The organism is Nitratireductor luteus (assembly GCF_026162365.1).
In the GTDB taxonomy this organism is placed as follows: Bacteria; Pseudomonadota; Alphaproteobacteria; order Rhizobiales; family Rhizobiaceae; genus Chelativorans; species Chelativorans luteus.
In genome coordinates, this window is sequence record NZ_JAOANW010000005.1 from 66,274 (window position 1) to 81,386 (window position 15,113).

Here is a 15,113-nt window from a genome sequence, read left to right on the forward strand (position 1 = left end):
CCTTTCGCGAAAGCCCTGCCCAATGATAGATCTTTCCGACATTGAAGCCGCATGCGAACGCCTTCGTGGCCACGCGGTCCTGACACCGCTTCTGGAACTGCCTGCGCTGAACGAGATGGCCGGCGGGCGGGTACTGCTAAAGGCCGAACCTTTGCAGCGCACCGGGTCATTCAAGTTCCGCGGCGCCTACAATCGCATCTCCAAGATGTCCTCCGAGGAGCGCGCGTGCGGGGTCGTTGCCTTTTCGGCGGGAAATCATGCGCAGGGGGTGGCCGCTGCCGCGAAGGCTTTCGGCATGTCGGCGACAATCGTGATGCCGACCGACGCTCCCGTCATCAAGCTGCGCAACACTCGGCGGTTGGGAGCAAGGGTGGTCACCTATGACCGGCTGCGTGACGACCGGGAGGCGATCGCAGATGCGGTCCGGGCCGAGAGCGGCGCCATCCTGATCCCGCCCTATGACGACGAAGACGTCATGGCGGGGCAGGGAACGGCAGGGATCGAGATTGCGGAGCAATGTGCGGCGCTCGGCGTGGTGCCGGACCTGCTGATCTGCCCTGCGGGTGGAGGTGGATTGCTGGCCGGGATCGCCACGGCGATGGCTTCATTGTCGCCCGCAACGGCGCTCTACGCCGCGGAGCCCGAAGGCTTCGACGACCTGCGCAGGTCGCTTCTGGCCGGCGAACGGGTCGTCAATGCCAAGGGTGGGTCATCGATCTGTGACGCCATTCTCACGCTGACGCCGGGCGCGCTGACCTTCCCGATCCTGAAGGCACATCTGGCAGGCGGTCTGACGGTGAGCGACGCGCAGGTGATCACCGCCGTGAACGCGCTTTTCGACGAGGCGAAACTCGTGGTCGAACCGGGGGCGGCGGTGGGACTCGCGGCGCTGTTGTCGGGCGAACTGCCATTGAAGGGGCGAAGCGCCGTGGTCGTGCTGAGCGGCGGCAACATGGATCGGTCCGTCTTTGCCAAGCTGATCGCCTCCGCCGAAGTGTAGCCAGGAGCGAATTGATGCGCGCCCTTCAGGCATATCCCTTGCCTTGCTTCGGTCGTTGCCCCTCCGCTTGCGACGCCCGCTTGAGTTCCGTCCGCCCCCTGTTTAGCCTGAGCGGGACACGGAAATGAAAAGGCACGGTATCACAATGGTCGACAAGCGGGTGCGAGACGGAAGCAAGGTCTATTCGACAATCCGCGATGCGATCCTCCGGCTCGAACTGCGTCCGGGTTCGATAATCGACGAGGCGACGCTCTGCGACGCGATGAACGTGTCGCGCACGCCGGTGCGCGAAGCGATCATTCAGCTCATCGCCGATGACCTGATGATTCGCGAGGGCCGCAGCGTGCGGGTTGCGCCGCTCGATTTCGACGAAATCCCCCGATTGGGCGAGGCGCTTCTGGTCTCCAGCCGGATGATCCACCGCCTGGCCGCGAGCAACTGCACTGCCACGCAGTTCATCAGGATCGAAGAGGCGATGAAGGCTTTCGAGAAAGGCATCGAGCTTGGCGACGGCATGGAGCGGTCCGAGCTGAACCTCTCGTTTCACCTCGCGATATCCCAGGCAGCGAACAACCGGTATTTTCAGCGCTTCTACGAGCATGCACTGATCGGTAACTTCCGGCTCGCCCGAGCGGCCTTTTCGCAGCACGAGGTGCGGATCCCGGGCAAGCCGCTGGATAAGGATACTCAGGCGCATCTTCAAGAGACCTGCCGCCAGCACCGCGCGATGGTCGAGGCGATCCGCGACGGCGATCAGGATCGGTCCGAAGCGCTTGCCATCGAACATGAGACGTTGTCGCGCGGGCGGCTTCAGCGGCTGTTGTTCAGGCGTGTCTCCAAGGGTCCCAAACTGACCGTCGGAAGTATCGCGGAATAAGTTCAAGCTGTGTGCAGGGCGCCGGTGAGCCAGGCATGGAATTTGCGTGCAGAGGGTGAGACCGGACGCTGCGGGTTGAAGGTCACAACATGGACCAGCGAGGTGTCCGCCCCGTTCCCCGCCGGGGCCGAGAGCCGGCCTGAAGCGACCACGGGGTCGGCATGGCTCGAGAAGGCCACGGTCAGCCCGCCGGAACCTGCGATAACCTCCAGTGCGGTCGCGGTGTTGTCGACCTTCACCGGGGCGAGTTTCGGGGTCAGTCGAGCCCCCATCGCCTTGGCCCAACGTTCCCAGAGCTGGTGTTTTCCCTGAATGTACACCAACCGTCGGGCGTTGACCCAGTCCGAAAGGTCGTCACCGGCGGCGTGCGGCGTCTCGTCGGGGCGGGCCACCAGAACCATGCGTTCACGTCCAAGCGGCGTCATGTCCGGCGTCAGTTGCACCTTGTCCACCATGGCGATGCTGAGATCGGCCAGATCCACGTTCGGGTCGGTCCAGATCGTGCTGTTCAGCCGCACCTCGATTTCAGGGTGGCGCGCCTGGAAATCGTGCAGGTTTCTGGCCAGCCAGATCGAAGCGAAGGAGATCGGCGCCGAGACAGTCACCGTGCGCTGCACCCGCGCTCCGGTCAGCCCTTGCGTCGCCGCCTCGAGCACGTCAAGCGCCTCGGCTACACCTGGCCGATAGGCCTGGCCGACCTCGCTCAGTTCAAGTCCGTTGCGCAGCCGGTGGAACAACGGCCTCCCGAGATGCTGTTCCAGGGCTCGCACCCGCTGGCTAATCGCCGATTGCGTGCAGTTCAGCTCTTCGGCGGCGCGGCTGAAACTGAGATGGCGGGCGGCAGCCTCGAAGGCCTGGAGATAGATCAGATGGGGCAGGACGCGCATGAGTGATCCCGGATTTTGTTTTCAGGCTATTACGAAATCTGGGTCTGTGGGTAAAGTTCCATTGCTTGCGGGAGGCGAAACCAAAAGACCAGTGTGGGACAAGCGAACGAGGTATGCGAATGCCATTGGAACTGTTGAAATACGGGCTGCGGCGGGGGCACAAGCCCTACGGCGACATCCCTCCCACGCCGGACCTGCGCCGCTCTTATGACGTAGTCATCATTGGCGGTGGCGGTCACGGTCTGGCCGCGGCCTATTACCTGTCGAACGTGCACGGCATCCGTAATGTGGCGGTGCTGGACAAGGGGTATCTCGCGGGCGGCAACACCGCGCGCAACACCACGACAGTGCGGTCGAACTACCTTACGCCGCCGTCCATCGCCTTCTATAAGGAGGGTGTCGAACTCTTCGAGACCATGTCTCAGGATCTCGGCTTCAACATCATGTTCTCGCAGCGCGGTCAACTGACGCTGGCGCATTCCGACGGGGCCATGCGCAGCTTCCGGCTGCGGGCTGAGATGGGCAAGCACATGGGGACGCGGATCGAGGTGGTCGATGCCAAGACCGTGCGCGAGATCTGCCCGCATGTGAATATGGATGAGGGCGGCGTCCATGAGGTGCTGGGCGGGCTCTGGCACGAGGACGGCGGCACTGCCCGCCACGACGCCGTGGCCTGGGGCTATGCCAAGCGCGCGGCACAAAAGGGCGTCGAAATCCACCAGCGCACCGAAGTGACGGGCATGACCGTGCGCGACAATTGCGTGACCGAAGTTCATACCGACCGTGGCACCATCATCGCGGGCCAGGTGTTGCAGGCCGCGGGCGGTCTCAATGGGCGTATCGGCGAGATGGCAGGCATTCCGTTGCCCATCCGCTGCTTCCCGCTGCAGGCAATGGTGACGCAGCCGCTCAAGCCGTTCCTGGATATCCTGCTGTCGTCCTCGAACCTGCACACCTACCTGGTGCAATCGTCGCGCGGCGAAGTCGTGATCGGTGGCAGCACCGATCCCTATCAGCTGGCCTCGACCCGTTCGAGCCTGCCTCAGAAGGAGGCGCTCGCCACCGGCGCGCTGCAGCTCATCCCTTTCCTGCACAACGTCAAGATCATGCGGCAATGGGCGGGCATCACCGACATCACCCCGGACTTCAGCCCGGTGATGGGGTCGACGCCGCTGACGAACTACTGGCTGGATGCCGGCTGGGGCACATGGGGCTTCAAGGCGACCGCCGTTGCAGGAAAGCGCATGGCAGAGACCATCGCCACCGGCCGCGTGCCCGACATCCTGAAACCGTTCGCGCTGGATCGTTTCGAGCGATTCGCGCTGCTGAATGAGATGGGCGCCACGGCGGCGGGCCATTGAGGAGATGCCATGAAAGTAATGACGTGCCCGGTGAACGGGCCTCGCAATATCGCTGAATTTCAATGGCTCGGACCGGTTCATGCCGATGGCGCGCCCGAGGGTCGCGAGCTGGTGAAACATCTTTTCTTCGCGCCCAATCCCATGGGCGTTCTCTGCGAATGGTGGCGGCATACTCCGTCGAACACGGTGTTCATAGCCGAACGCCATCTGAACACCGATACGATCCTCCGCACCTACCTGAAAGGCGCAGAGGCCAATAACGCATCGGGTGCCGAATGACCGGCAGACTTGGCAGCGGCTGGGGAAGCCGCATCGACCGGAGCCGCCGCATTGGCTTCACCTTCGAGGGACGCCGGATCGAGGCGCATCCGGGTGACACCATCGCCAGCGCGCTTGCCGCGCAGGGTGAGTGGATCCTGTCGCGCTCGTTCAAGTACCACCGCCCGCGCGGCGTGCTGACAATGGCTGGGCAGGACGCCAACACGCTGGTGCAGATCGGGGACGAACCCAATGTGCGGGCCGATCTGCGCCCAGTGACCGAGGGTATCGAGGTCACGCCTCTAAACGTCCGCGGCTCGCTTGCGCGAGACCGGGGCCGGGTGATCGACCACCTCGGACGCTTCCTGCCGGTGGGATTCTACTATCGCACCTTCTTTTCGCCCGGCAGAGGCTCTTGGCAGAAATTCTGGGAACCGCTCATTCGCGGATCGGCCGGATTGGGCACGGTGAGCCTGGCTCCCGCACCGCGCCACTATGTGAAAGAGACGCGTCATTGCGACGTGATGGTCGTGGGTGCCGGACCTGCGGGCCTCTCGGCGGCGCTGACCGCGGCGCGAGCCGGGGCGCAGGTCATGCTGATCGAGCGCGAGCCCGAAATCGGCGGCGCGCTGACCTATGCGCGGTTCTCGGAGGAACGCTCCGAAGCAGAGAACCTTCTCGAGGATCTGTGCCCGCAGGTCAAAGCCGCGCCGGGTATCGAGGTCTTGCAGGATGCCGTATGCAATGGCCGGTTCGATGACAACTGGATGCCGGTCATCCAGGGAGATCGATTCATCCGTGTCCGCGCCGCGGAACTGGTGATCGCCACGGGGGCGCATGAGCAACCCGTGGTGTTCCGCAACAACGATCTACCCGGCATCATGCTGTCCTCGGCAGCGCAACGTCTGATGCGCCACTACGGGGTCAAGCCCGGCCGTCGCGCGGTGGTCTACGCCGGGCATAGAGACGGCTATCTCGCCGCGTTCGACCTTCAGGATGCGGGTGTCGAGGTCGCCGCCATTGTCGATCCGGAGTCCGAGGATGGGGACGGCTTTGCCCCCGAGCTTTCGCGACGCGGTCTGACTGTGCTTCGCGGCGCGGCCATCGCGGGTGCGACGGGCACCGCGCGCGGACTGCATCTGAAGGCGGTGGATATCCTTGAAGGCTCGGGGCATATCCGCACCGAAACCTGCGACCTGCTGGCGGTTGCTGGCGGCTATACGCCGGGTTACCAACTTGCGCTTCAGTCCGGTGCGAGGCTGTCGTCCGATACCGGAGGCACGACCTTCACCATCACCGGGCTGCCTGCACATGTGCACATCGCCGGGGCCACGGAAGGATTTTCGGACCTTGGGCGCGTTTTGCGCAGCGGCCAGGTGGCGGGCCAGCGCGCTGCGGTCGGGCTCGGACTGTCCGACGTTCCCGCCGAGCCCGTTGCGCCGGAAGAGGGATGGCGCCCCGCGCCACAGGTCGAATATCACTCGAAGGGCCGCGATTTCGTCGATTTCGACGAGGATCTACAAGCCAAGGACATCAAGAACGCGGTCGCCGACGGTTATCGCGAACTGGAACTGGTCAAACGCTATTCCACCGTGGGCATGGGCCCGTCGCAGGGGCGGCACTCGGCGCTCGCCACGGCACGGATCGTGGCCGAAGAGACAGGCCGAACTCTTGCGGAGGTCGGCATCACGACCTCACGCCCGCCCTTCGGTCCGGAGAAGCTCGGCCTTCTGGCCGACACTACGCCCGAACGGCACCGCCACACCCCGCTGCACGGCGAACATCTTGCTGCCGGGGCCCAGATGCAGCCGGTTGGCGCCTGGTGGCGGCCTTTCGTCTATCGTGGCGACGAGAGCGTCGAGGACGCCATCATTCGCGAGATCCGCATGGTGCGCGAGGCCGCGGGGATGCTGGATGTATCGACACTGGGCAAGCTGGAACTGCGCGGTGCGGATGCTGCGGCCTTCCTCGATCGCTTCTATACTATGGCTCACGCGAAACAGCCTGTGGGGCGGGTGCGCTACTGCCTCGCCCTGACCGAGATGGGGTCGGTCATGGACGATGGCGTCGCCTTCCGCATGGCAGAGGATCATTTCTACGTCACCGCGACCACCGGCGCGGTGGAGCGGGTCTTCGCCGAGATGATGCTGCAAAAGACGATCTGGGGCATGGACCTGGATATCCAGAACGTCACCCCCGCCTTCGGAGCGGTCAACCTCACCGGGCCGAATGCCCGGAAGGTGCTGGAGCATCTCGATGGCGACATCGACTTCTCCCGCGAAGGGTTCGCTTTCCTTGACGGCTGCGTGGGGACGCTCGAGGGCATTCCCGTTCGGGTCATGCGGATCGGCTTTACCGGCGAACTCAGCTACGAGCTGCATCTGCCGCAGTCCCGTGCCGTCACGCTCTGGCGGGCGTTGCTGGCGGCTGGCGAAGGTCTCGGGCTGCGGCCATACGGGCTCGAGGCGTCGCGCATCCTGCGGCTGGAGAAGGGCCACATCATCATTGGGCAGGATACCGACGCATTGACCACGCCGGACGAACTGGCGATGGGGTGGGCGCTGTCGAAGAAGAAACCGTTCTACATCGGCAAATCCGCAGTCGAGATGCGGCGCGGGATCGGAAAGACCCGACAGCTCGTTGGCTTTACATTGCCCGACGATCTGGCAAGGGACATCGGGGAATCCGCCCTGGTCTTGCGCGGCGGTGAGCCGGTGGGGCAGGTGACTTCTTTCGGTCGCTCGCCCTCGGTCGATCGCTGGATCGGCCTGGCCCATGCGGCTCCCGAGGACGCCACGCCCGGAGCCACGCTGCGCCTTCGGTCCTTCACAGGTCGCAAGATCGAGGCTCAGGTGGTTGCACTTCCCTTCTATGACCCCGACAATGCACGCCAGGAGCTTTGAATGATCGCCAATCTCGCCGGCCCCCGCCAATGGCCGCTCGACGGGCTGCCGGTGCGGTCGGGCCCCTCCGATGCCAGCGCCGACATGGTGCTCGACCTTTCGCGCCTTTCTCGCTTTGGCCTGCGCGGCACAGGCACGACGGCCTGGATGCGGGCGCATGGCGCCCCGCTGCCTGACACGCTGAATGATAGTGTCGAAGGCGATGACCTGATCGTTCTGCGGCTTGGCCGCGAGGAAGTGCTGGTTCTGCCTCGGACATTGACCGGGGGCGCCTCGGTTGATGCTCTGCGCGCGGCGTGGGACGCAACCGAGGGAGCGAAGGGTTACGACGCATATCGCGATGAGGGATGGTGCTGGCTGCGCCTGACCGGTCCAGGCACGGCAGCGGCGCTGCCGCTGCTTACTGCGGCGGACACGCGAGACCATGCGTTTCCTGTCGGGTCGGTTCTGCAGACCCGGGCGATGCATCTCGACGCGGTTCTCCTGCGCGGACGCGAGGGACAGATCGACATCTTCTTCGACGTGGCCTCTTCGCACTATGCCAGGGACTTCCTTGCGGACGTTCTTCCGGGACGTCGGCTCGCCCGTATCGACATCTGACAGGAGATCTTTCGATGACTGCGATCAAGAAGGTCGGCGTGGTCGGCGCCGGCACCATCGGGCGGACGATCATCGAGGAGCTGCGCGGGATGCAGGGCGTCGAGATTGCCTTCGTGCTGGTGCGCGATGCGGCGGTGCACACTGGACTTGGCCTGCCCGAGGGCTGCGTGGTCGATGACGAGGCCGAGGCGCTGAGCCGACCGGTCGATCTCATTGTCGAAGCTGCTATGCCGGATGTGGTGACGCGGTTGGCTCCGGCAGTTTTGGCCCTAGCGGACTTCTGCGCCTTCAGCAGCACCGCGCTTGCGGACCGTGCGACCGAAGCGGCCGTGCAAACGGCGGCGCAGGCCGGCGGGCGGCGGTTTTACGTGCCGCACGGCGCGATCCTGGGCCTCGATGGGCTTGGAGATGGCAACGGCCTTATCGAAAGTGTATCGATCACCACGACGAAAAGCGGCAAGAGCCTCGGGGTGGATCCGGAAGCCGAAGGCGTGCTCTACGAGGGCCCCGTTCGTGAAGCCTGTCATCAATTCCCCCTCAACGTGAACGTTCACGCCGCCGTCGCTTTGGCCGGGCTTGGCTTCGACAAGACGATCAGCCGGATCGTTGCGGTGCCGGGGCAGGTCGAGATGCAGCACCGGATTGAAGTGACCGGGTCGGGGCTGGCTTGGGACCTGCGTGTCTCTTCGCGTTCTCTGGGCGGAGTGACGGGCGCCTATACGCCGCGCTCTGCGGCGGGCTCGGTTCGGCGCATCCTTGGCGGCGAAGGTATTGTCGTGGCCTGATCAGGCCGTTCGGAGCATGAGTTGCGGCCATTGACGGAGCACTTCTCGATCGGAACAGGCGCCGCGGAGAAACGCCGCGGGGCACAAGGAAGGCTCACTCTTCTCGCAGGATCACGCCCGAAGCCATGAAGCCGCCATCCACGTTCAGGATATGCCCGTTGATATAGGCCGCCTCGTCGCTGGCGAGGAATTGGATCGCCGAGGCGACCTCTTCCGGCTTGGCATAGCGCTTGGCGGGAATCTGGTCCTCCCAGATGGCGCGATCCTTGGGGCCATGCACCTGCAGCACCATTGGAGTGTCGACCGGCACCGGCGCCACGGCATTGGCCGTGATGCCCGCGTCGCCCAGTTCGTTGGCCAACAGGCGGGTGAGCATGTCGACGCCACTCTTTGTGCAGGAATAGGCCCCGCGGCCGGTGTTGGCGATCTGGCCGTTGACCGAGCTGACGGTGACGATCCGGCCCTTGCCCTTGGCCTTCATCTGGCGCCCGGCAATCTGGCAGCAATGGAAGGTCCCGGTGAGGTTCACATCGAGGATCTTCGCCCAGGTCTCGGGGTCGAAATCGAGGATCCGTCCGGTCTTCACGATGGCGGCGGAGGTCACGAGGATGTCGGTGCCCCCGGCCGCGGCGATATTCTCGAATGCCGCGTCAAGCTGCGCACGGTCTGTCACGTCCACCTGAACGGGGGTCACGTCGCCCAGCGGCGACAACCGCTTGATGGCCGTATCGAGCGAGTCCTGCGACCAGTCCATGATGTAAACCTTGGCGCCCGCGCGAGCGAACCCTGCCGCAGCAGCTTCGCCGATACCACCGGCACCGCCGGTGATGACCGCGATTTTTTCGGTAAAGTCGTACATGTCTTCTCTCTTCGGTTCGGACTGAGGCCGCGCGGTTGCGCGGCCTCAGGCGTTCTTGCCAAGCAGGATGCCCGGCGACATGATGCCCTTCGGATCAACCGCCGCCTTTATCGCGCGCATGAGCGCGATCTCGGCAGCGGGCTGGCGCAGTACCATCTCGTCCACGAGCTTGCGACCAATGCCATGTTCGGCGCTGAAGGAGCCATCCAGTTCGGCGATGATGTCGTGGACACGCTCGAACATGCGATGCGTCAGATCATCGAGATCGGTGATCTTCGGCCGGTCCTCGTTCAGGGTCATCACGATCAGATGCGCGTTGCCGTCACCGAGGTGGCAGACGATCAGCGGCACCGCCCAGGGCGCGAGGTCCAGCGCGGCGGGGATCGCCCGCTCGATGAACTCGGGCACCGATTTCACCCGCAGGGAGGCATCGAAGACGATGCCGTGGCCCGCCTTCTTGTTGGTCTCGGAGAAGGAGTGTCGCCATTTCCACAGCTCTTCGCTCTCACGCAGGTTCTGGCAGACCACCGCGTCGGTAATTGTGCCATCCTCGAACATGGCGGCAAGGCAATCCTGCAGGGTATCGCGCAGGACTTCCTCGTTCTCCGTGTCGCCCAATTCGATAAGCACCATCCACTCCGGCACTTCGGCCATCGGGAAGCGGAGACCCGGCACATGTTCCAACGTGAGAGAGACTTCGTTGCCCGAGACCAGCTCGCAGGCCATGAGCCGCGTGTCGAACCTGTCGCGGACCCCTCGAAATACCTCGGTCGCCTGGGCGGGAGAGGGGACGCTGACGAGTGCATCGGCCCGTGCGGTCATCTTCGTGTGAAGTTGCAGAGCCGCTGCGGTGACAATACCGAGAGTGCCCTCGCCACCGATGAAGAGGTGTTTCCAGTCGAAGCCCCGATTGTCCTTCTTCAGCCCGCTCAGCCGAGAGATCACGGACCCGTCGGGCAGCACGACCTCGAGCCCGACCACGAGGTCGCGCATCGGCCCGTAGCGCACGGCTGAGACGCCACCGGAGTTCGTGGAAATCAACCCGCCGATCTGCGCCGTGCCCTCGGACCCGAGATGCATGGGGAAGATGCGGTCGTGCTTCTCGGCGATCTCGTGCAGGTTGGCGAGAACGAGACCAGTCTCGACGATGGCGAGATTGCCGATCGGGTCGACATCGCGCACCGCGTTGAGGCGCCGGGTCGACAGGAGGATATCTCCTCCTGCCTTGCCGGGCACCGAGCCGCCACAGAGGCTGGTGTTGCCCCCCTGCACGTAGAGCGGAAGGCCCTGCCGGGAGCAATAAGACACGACCTTCGAAACCTCGTCGGTGCTGGCGGGCATCACGACGCATTGCGCCGTGCCCGTGGACCGGCCACGCCAGTCCGTTAGATAGCCCGCCATATCATCGCCGGTCAGGATCCCCTTGGGGCCGACGATCTCCCGCAGAGCGGCGACCGTGCTGTCCGGCGCTGTCGTCTCAGGCATATTCCTCGACGCCCCAATCGACGTTGAACTGCTCGACCAACGCGGTAATTGCCTTGACGGTCGCTTCGCTCGGCGGTTGCAGCGGCAGACGGCCCTGACCGCAGTCAATGCCGATCAGCTTCATGCCGACCTTGAGCGGCACAGGGTTTGGCTCCATGAAGCAGGTGTTGATCATCGGGCGTGCCAGTTCCATGTGCTTGACCAACTCGGGGGTCTTGCCGGCCTTGCCGAGTTCCAGCGCGTAGTTCCAGAAGCGCGGGAACAGGTTGGCCGCCGCGAGAACGGCACCGCGCGCGCCCAGCGCCGCCTGGTAGGTCATCAGCCCTTCCTGGCCGCCCAACAGACAGAAGTTCTCGTTGGTCAGCTCGGCAAGGTGCGCGCAGCGCGTCAAGTCGGTGTCCGAGAACTTCATGCCGATGATCACGCCTTCTTCGGCAAGCTTCGCCATGTGATCGACGCCGATCTTCACGCCCGTGCGGCCCGGGATCTCATAGAACACCACAGGCATGTCGATCTCATCGCGGAACCGGCGGACGTAGTCGGCCATGCCCTGATCGTGCCCGGTGGCATAGAACGGCAGGATCAGCATCACGGCATCGGCACCGGCGGCCTTGGCGTCCTTTGCGACCTCCATGTTGTCGGCGTAGCCCGGCGAGAGCAGACCGGCGATGACCGGGCCCCGACCCTTGGCTGCTGCGACCGAAACTTCGACGACTTTCCGGCGCTCTTCATTCGAGAGCATGGTGTATTCACCGGTGCCGCCGATCGGCAGGATGCCCTTGGCGCCGCCCGCGAAGACGTGGTCCACGATGCGCGGGATCATGTCATAGTTCACATCGCCCGACGCCGTGAAGGGCGTGACGGTGGCGGGGAGCATGCCCGCGATGTCTTTTGCGGTAGTCATGGGTGCGGTTCCTCAGTTGATGAAGCCGAAAAGGCGGGGGAGGGTGAGGGAAATGGCTGGGATGTAGGTGACCAGCATCAGGACGACGAGCGAAGCGCCGAGCATCGGCAGGCTCGCCTTGATGATGCGCCCCAGTGGTACGCCGCTGACGGCAGAGCCCAGGTACAATGCCATTCCGTATGGTGGTGTGAGCAGTCCGATCATGACGTTCATCGTCATGATGACGCCGAAGTGGATGGGGCTCACCCCGAGCGCTGCGAGGATGGGGGTGAAGAGCGGCGCGAAGAGCAGCATCTGCACCGAGTCCGAGATCCAGAGCCCGTTGATCAGGAAGAAGAGGTTGATCGCGAGCAGGATGACCCAGGGAGCAATGTCCTGTCCGACGATGACGCTCTCGAGCATGTCGGGCAGGCGCTCGTTGGCCATGATCCAGCTGATGACGGTCGCGAAACCGATGATGAGATAGATCGAGGCCGTGACGCGCGCCGAACGATCCAGGATGGCCCAGAGCACCTTGAGCGACAGGTTGCGATAAGCAAGCACGCCGACCAGTAACGCGTAGGCGACGGCGACGGCTGCAGCCTCGGTGGCGGTGAAGATGCCCGAGACAATCCCGCCGATGATGATGACCGGCATGAAGAGCGACCAGAAGGCATCGAGTAAGATGCGCATCACCAAGGCGACCGATAGGTCGCGGATCGGGTTGACGGGGAAGTTCTTGATCCGCGCCATGATGAAGACAACGGTCATGAGTCCGCAGCCCAGCAGCATGCCCGGTACGGCACCGGCCAGGAACAGCGCGGCGACCGAGGTGTTGGTGAGGCTCGAGAACATGATGAGCGGGATCGAGGGCGGAATGATCGGCCCCTGGATCGCCGAACTCACGGTGAGAGCGGCAGAGAAGTCGCGGTCGTAACCGTCCTTCTTCATCATCTCGATTTCGACCGGGCCGAGCGCTGCGATATCGGCCATGGCCGATCCGGACACGCCGCCGAAGAGCATCGAGCCGACCACGTTCACATAGGCCAGACCTCCGCGCAGTCGGCCGACCAGCAGCCGCGAGAACCCCAGGAGGCGCTCGGTCATGTTGGTCGCCGACATGATCTCGCCGGCTATGACGAATAGCGGGATCGATAACCAGATGAAGACATCCATGCCGGTGAAGAACTTGTGCACGACGACCGAGAGCATCGAGCTCATGTTCGGTTCGACGAAGAAATAAGCGATGCCGGCAACGCCGATGGCGAAGATGACGGGGCTTCCGAGCAACAACAGCAACAGCAGGATCCCGATGATGGCAAGGAGAGAGATGCTCATTCCGCGGTCTCCTGGAGTTCGGCGATATGGGGGGTGACCGCGGTTCCGGTCAGGAACTCGCGAATGGTCACTGCGATCAACTGAAGCACGACGAGCGCACAGCCGACGGGGATGGCGAGGTAGGGCCAGAACCAGGAGATCTGAAGCGCCGCAGTGGTACGGCGCCAGGCGAAATCTGCCTGCAGCCAGCCGTGGTAGGCCATCAGCGTGAACATGGCGACCATCACGATGCGGAAAAGCGCGTTGCGCCAGACCAGCAGCCGTTCCGGCCAGAGATTGTCGAGGAAGTCGACGCGCACGAGTTCATCGTAGCGCACGAGTTGCGAAGCGGTCAGCATCACGACCCAGATCATCAGGTAGCGCGAGGCTTCCTCGGGCCAGGGCAGCGAGTAGTTGAAGCCGAAGCGGAGGGCTACCTGGGTGACAAGGAAGACGGCGACGGTGATGAGCAGGATGCGCGCTACCGTCGACGCGAGCCACCCGACGGCGTCCGCGCATTTCAGGATCAGGGTCATGTCATGATCTTCCGGTGGGCTGTCCTGCCCCGGAGACCGGGGCAGGACAGCAGATTTGGGAAACTGCGGGGAAGGATCAGTTGGCCGCGGTCTCCGCACGAACATCCGCGATTGCGGCGTCGAGCTTGTCGAACCATTTCTGGTCAACGGTTTCCGCCAGAAGCTCACGTACGGGATCGCGCGTCGCATCCACGAATTGCTGGAACTCGTCCGGCGTCGGCTGATAGATCTCGACACCCGCCTCAGCGATCCGCTTGAGGTCTTGCGACTCCTTGGCCTTCACGATGCCGAGGAAGGCCAACTTGGCTTCACGTACGGCGGCGTTCAGCGCTGCTTTGTCCCCGTCGGAAAGGCTCTGGTAGAAATCCTCGTTCACCGCGACAAGTGCCACGTTCAGCAGGTGCTTATCGAGCGTATAGTATTTCTGCACTTCCTGCAGGTTGGCCAGCAGGAGCACGTAGGGCGCGTTTTCCTGCCCGTCAGCTACACCGGTCTGCAGCGCGTTGTAGAGCTCGGCCCAGGCGATGGGCGTTGCGGAGGCGCCAAGCGACTCCACGATCTTCAGGTGGATCGGAATGGGCTGGACCCGGATCTTTTGACCGACCATGTCGGCGGGCGAATGGATAGGGGCCTTGGAGCTGGAGAAGTTGCGGAAGGCCGAGGGCAGGTAGGCCAGGATGCGGACTCCGGACTCTTCTGCGGCGGCGTCGGACAGCTCCTGCCCGAACGGCCCGTCAAGCACCTGGCGCGCCTCGTCGGTGCTGCTGAAGGTGTAGGGCATATCGAGGATCTGGATCGATGGAAAGAAGCTGGCGAGCTGGCCGCTGGCAATGCTGGTGGCCATCTGGACCACGCCCCGGGCGGTCTGTTCGGTGATGGACTCGGTATCGCCCAACTGTTTGTTGGGGAACACCTGCAGCGCATACCGATCGTTGGTCCCGGTCGCGAGCTCGGAGCCCAGCACCTGGGTTAGCGCCCAGTAGGGGTTCTCGAGCAGGTCGCCTTCGGCTTCGGCATGGGCCAGCTTGATGACCTCTTGTGCCCGGGCAGCGTGGGGTGTGAGCGCCAGCGTTGCCGTCATGGTGATCACACCGAGACCCCAGCGGGCCATTTCAAAAATGTTCATGTACGTTCCCCTCGTTGGACAGTTGCGCAAATTCGGCGCGGAAGTCGTGATTGGGCTTTGCACCCTGTTGTTCTTGATATCGCCAGGCGCGGACGCCCGGAGCATTCCTGTTCTGCATTAGTATCCAAATAGGATACTGTACTTGTGTCAAGAATTTTCCGCATCGCCGTGAGCTCTTTGTCGCGATTTGTCGAAACTGCCTTCCATCGGATCACCGTTGACCGACCCGTTTGCAA

General features: G+C 63.8%; 14 protein-coding genes. 7 read left to right on the top strand and 7 right to left on the bottom strand.

The window, feature by feature from the left end:
* The first annotated feature begins 22 nt into the window (after positions 1 to 22).
* Positions 23 to 1,000, top strand: a complete 978-nt coding sequence (locus N1058_RS07245; protein ID WP_265516847.1) for a threonine ammonia-lyase — start codon at positions 23 to 25, stop codon at positions 998 to 1,000.
* 124 nt (positions 1,001 to 1,124) lie between these two features.
* Complete coding sequence (locus N1058_RS07250) at positions 1,125 to 1,877, top strand: GntR family transcriptional regulator (protein ID WP_265516848.1); 753 nt, start codon at positions 1,125 to 1,127, stop codon at positions 1,875 to 1,877.
* A 2-nt stretch (positions 1,878 to 1,879) separates the two neighbouring features.
* Here the strand turns inward: N1058_RS07250 and N1058_RS07255 are convergent, their stop codons facing one another.
* Positions 1,880 to 2,764 (bottom strand): LysR family transcriptional regulator, encoded by an 885-nt coding sequence (locus N1058_RS07255; RefSeq protein WP_265516849.1) that lies wholly within the window; start codon positions 2,762 to 2,764, stop codon positions 1,880 to 1,882.
* A gap of 2 nt (positions 2,765 to 2,766) precedes the next feature.
* Between N1058_RS07255 and N1058_RS07260 the strand changes: the two genes are divergently transcribed.
* From N1058_RS07260 to N1058_RS07290, 5 genes are read left to right on the top strand one after another with little or no spacing between them, the layout of a single operon-like run.
* Positions 2,767 to 4,125 (top strand): FAD-dependent oxidoreductase, encoded by a 1,359-nt coding sequence (locus tag N1058_RS07260; protein WP_265516850.1) that lies wholly within the window; start codon positions 2,767 to 2,769, stop codon positions 4,123 to 4,125.
* Between the two features lie 9 nt (positions 4,126 to 4,134).
* Positions 4,135 to 4,404 carry a sarcosine oxidase subunit delta gene (locus N1058_RS07265; protein ID WP_265516851.1) on the top strand — a complete coding sequence of 90 codons (270 nt, stop codon included), beginning with the start codon at positions 4,135 to 4,137 and terminating at the stop codon, positions 4,402 to 4,404.
* Positions 4,401 to 7,286, top strand: coding sequence for an FAD-dependent oxidoreductase (locus N1058_RS24020; protein WP_274709193.1), 2,886 nt, complete (start codon positions 4,401 to 4,403; stop codon positions 7,284 to 7,286). The genes N1058_RS07265 and N1058_RS24020 overlap by 4 nt, the downstream gene beginning before the upstream one ends.
* Positions 7,287 to 7,886 carry a hypothetical protein gene (locus N1058_RS07285; protein ID WP_265516852.1) on the top strand — a complete coding sequence of 200 codons (600 nt, stop codon included), beginning with the start codon at positions 7,287 to 7,289 and terminating at the stop codon, positions 7,884 to 7,886. It abuts the gene before it with no gap.
* Between the two features lie 14 nt (positions 7,887 to 7,900).
* Entirely contained in the window at positions 7,901 to 8,671 is a 771-nt protein-coding gene (locus N1058_RS07290; RefSeq protein WP_265516853.1) for an aspartate dehydrogenase domain-containing protein, read from the top strand.
* 94 nt (positions 8,672 to 8,765) lie between these two features.
* Here N1058_RS07290 and N1058_RS07295 read toward each other — a convergent pair whose 3' ends face one another.
* The 6 genes from N1058_RS07295 to N1058_RS07320 form a co-directional block, all read right to left on the bottom strand.
* Positions 8,766 to 9,530: an SDR family NAD(P)-dependent oxidoreductase gene (locus tag N1058_RS07295; protein ID WP_265516854.1), complete on the bottom strand. Its 765-nt coding sequence runs from the start codon at positions 9,528 to 9,530 to the stop codon at positions 8,766 to 8,768.
* Positions 9,531 to 9,575: 45 nt separating this feature from the next.
* Positions 9,576 to 11,015: an FAD-binding oxidoreductase gene (locus tag N1058_RS07300; RefSeq protein ID WP_265516855.1), complete on the bottom strand. Its 1,440-nt coding sequence runs from the start codon at positions 11,013 to 11,015 to the stop codon at positions 9,576 to 9,578.
* Positions 11,008 to 11,919 carry a dihydrodipicolinate synthase family protein gene (locus N1058_RS07305; RefSeq protein ID WP_265516856.1) on the bottom strand — a complete coding sequence of 304 codons (912 nt, stop codon included), beginning with the start codon at positions 11,917 to 11,919 and terminating at the stop codon, positions 11,008 to 11,010. The genes N1058_RS07300 and N1058_RS07305 overlap by 8 nt, the downstream gene beginning before the upstream one ends.
* 12 nt (positions 11,920 to 11,931) lie before the next feature.
* Complete coding sequence (locus N1058_RS07310; protein ID WP_265516857.1) at positions 11,932 to 13,236, bottom strand: TRAP transporter large permease; 1,305 nt, start codon at positions 13,234 to 13,236, stop codon at positions 11,932 to 11,934.
* Entirely contained in the window at positions 13,233 to 13,751 is a 519-nt protein-coding gene (locus N1058_RS07315) for a TRAP transporter small permease (RefSeq protein ID WP_265516858.1), read from the bottom strand. Before N1058_RS07315 ends, N1058_RS07310 begins: the two co-directional genes overlap by 4 nt.
* Positions 13,752 to 13,827: 76 nt before the next feature.
* The gene (locus tag N1058_RS07320) at positions 13,828 to 14,877 is read right to left on the bottom strand and encodes a TRAP transporter substrate-binding protein (protein ID WP_265516859.1); all 1,050 of its coding nucleotides are present in this window, start codon (positions 14,875 to 14,877) and stop codon (positions 13,828 to 13,830) included.
* Between the last annotated feature and the right edge of the window lie 236 nt (positions 14,878 to 15,113).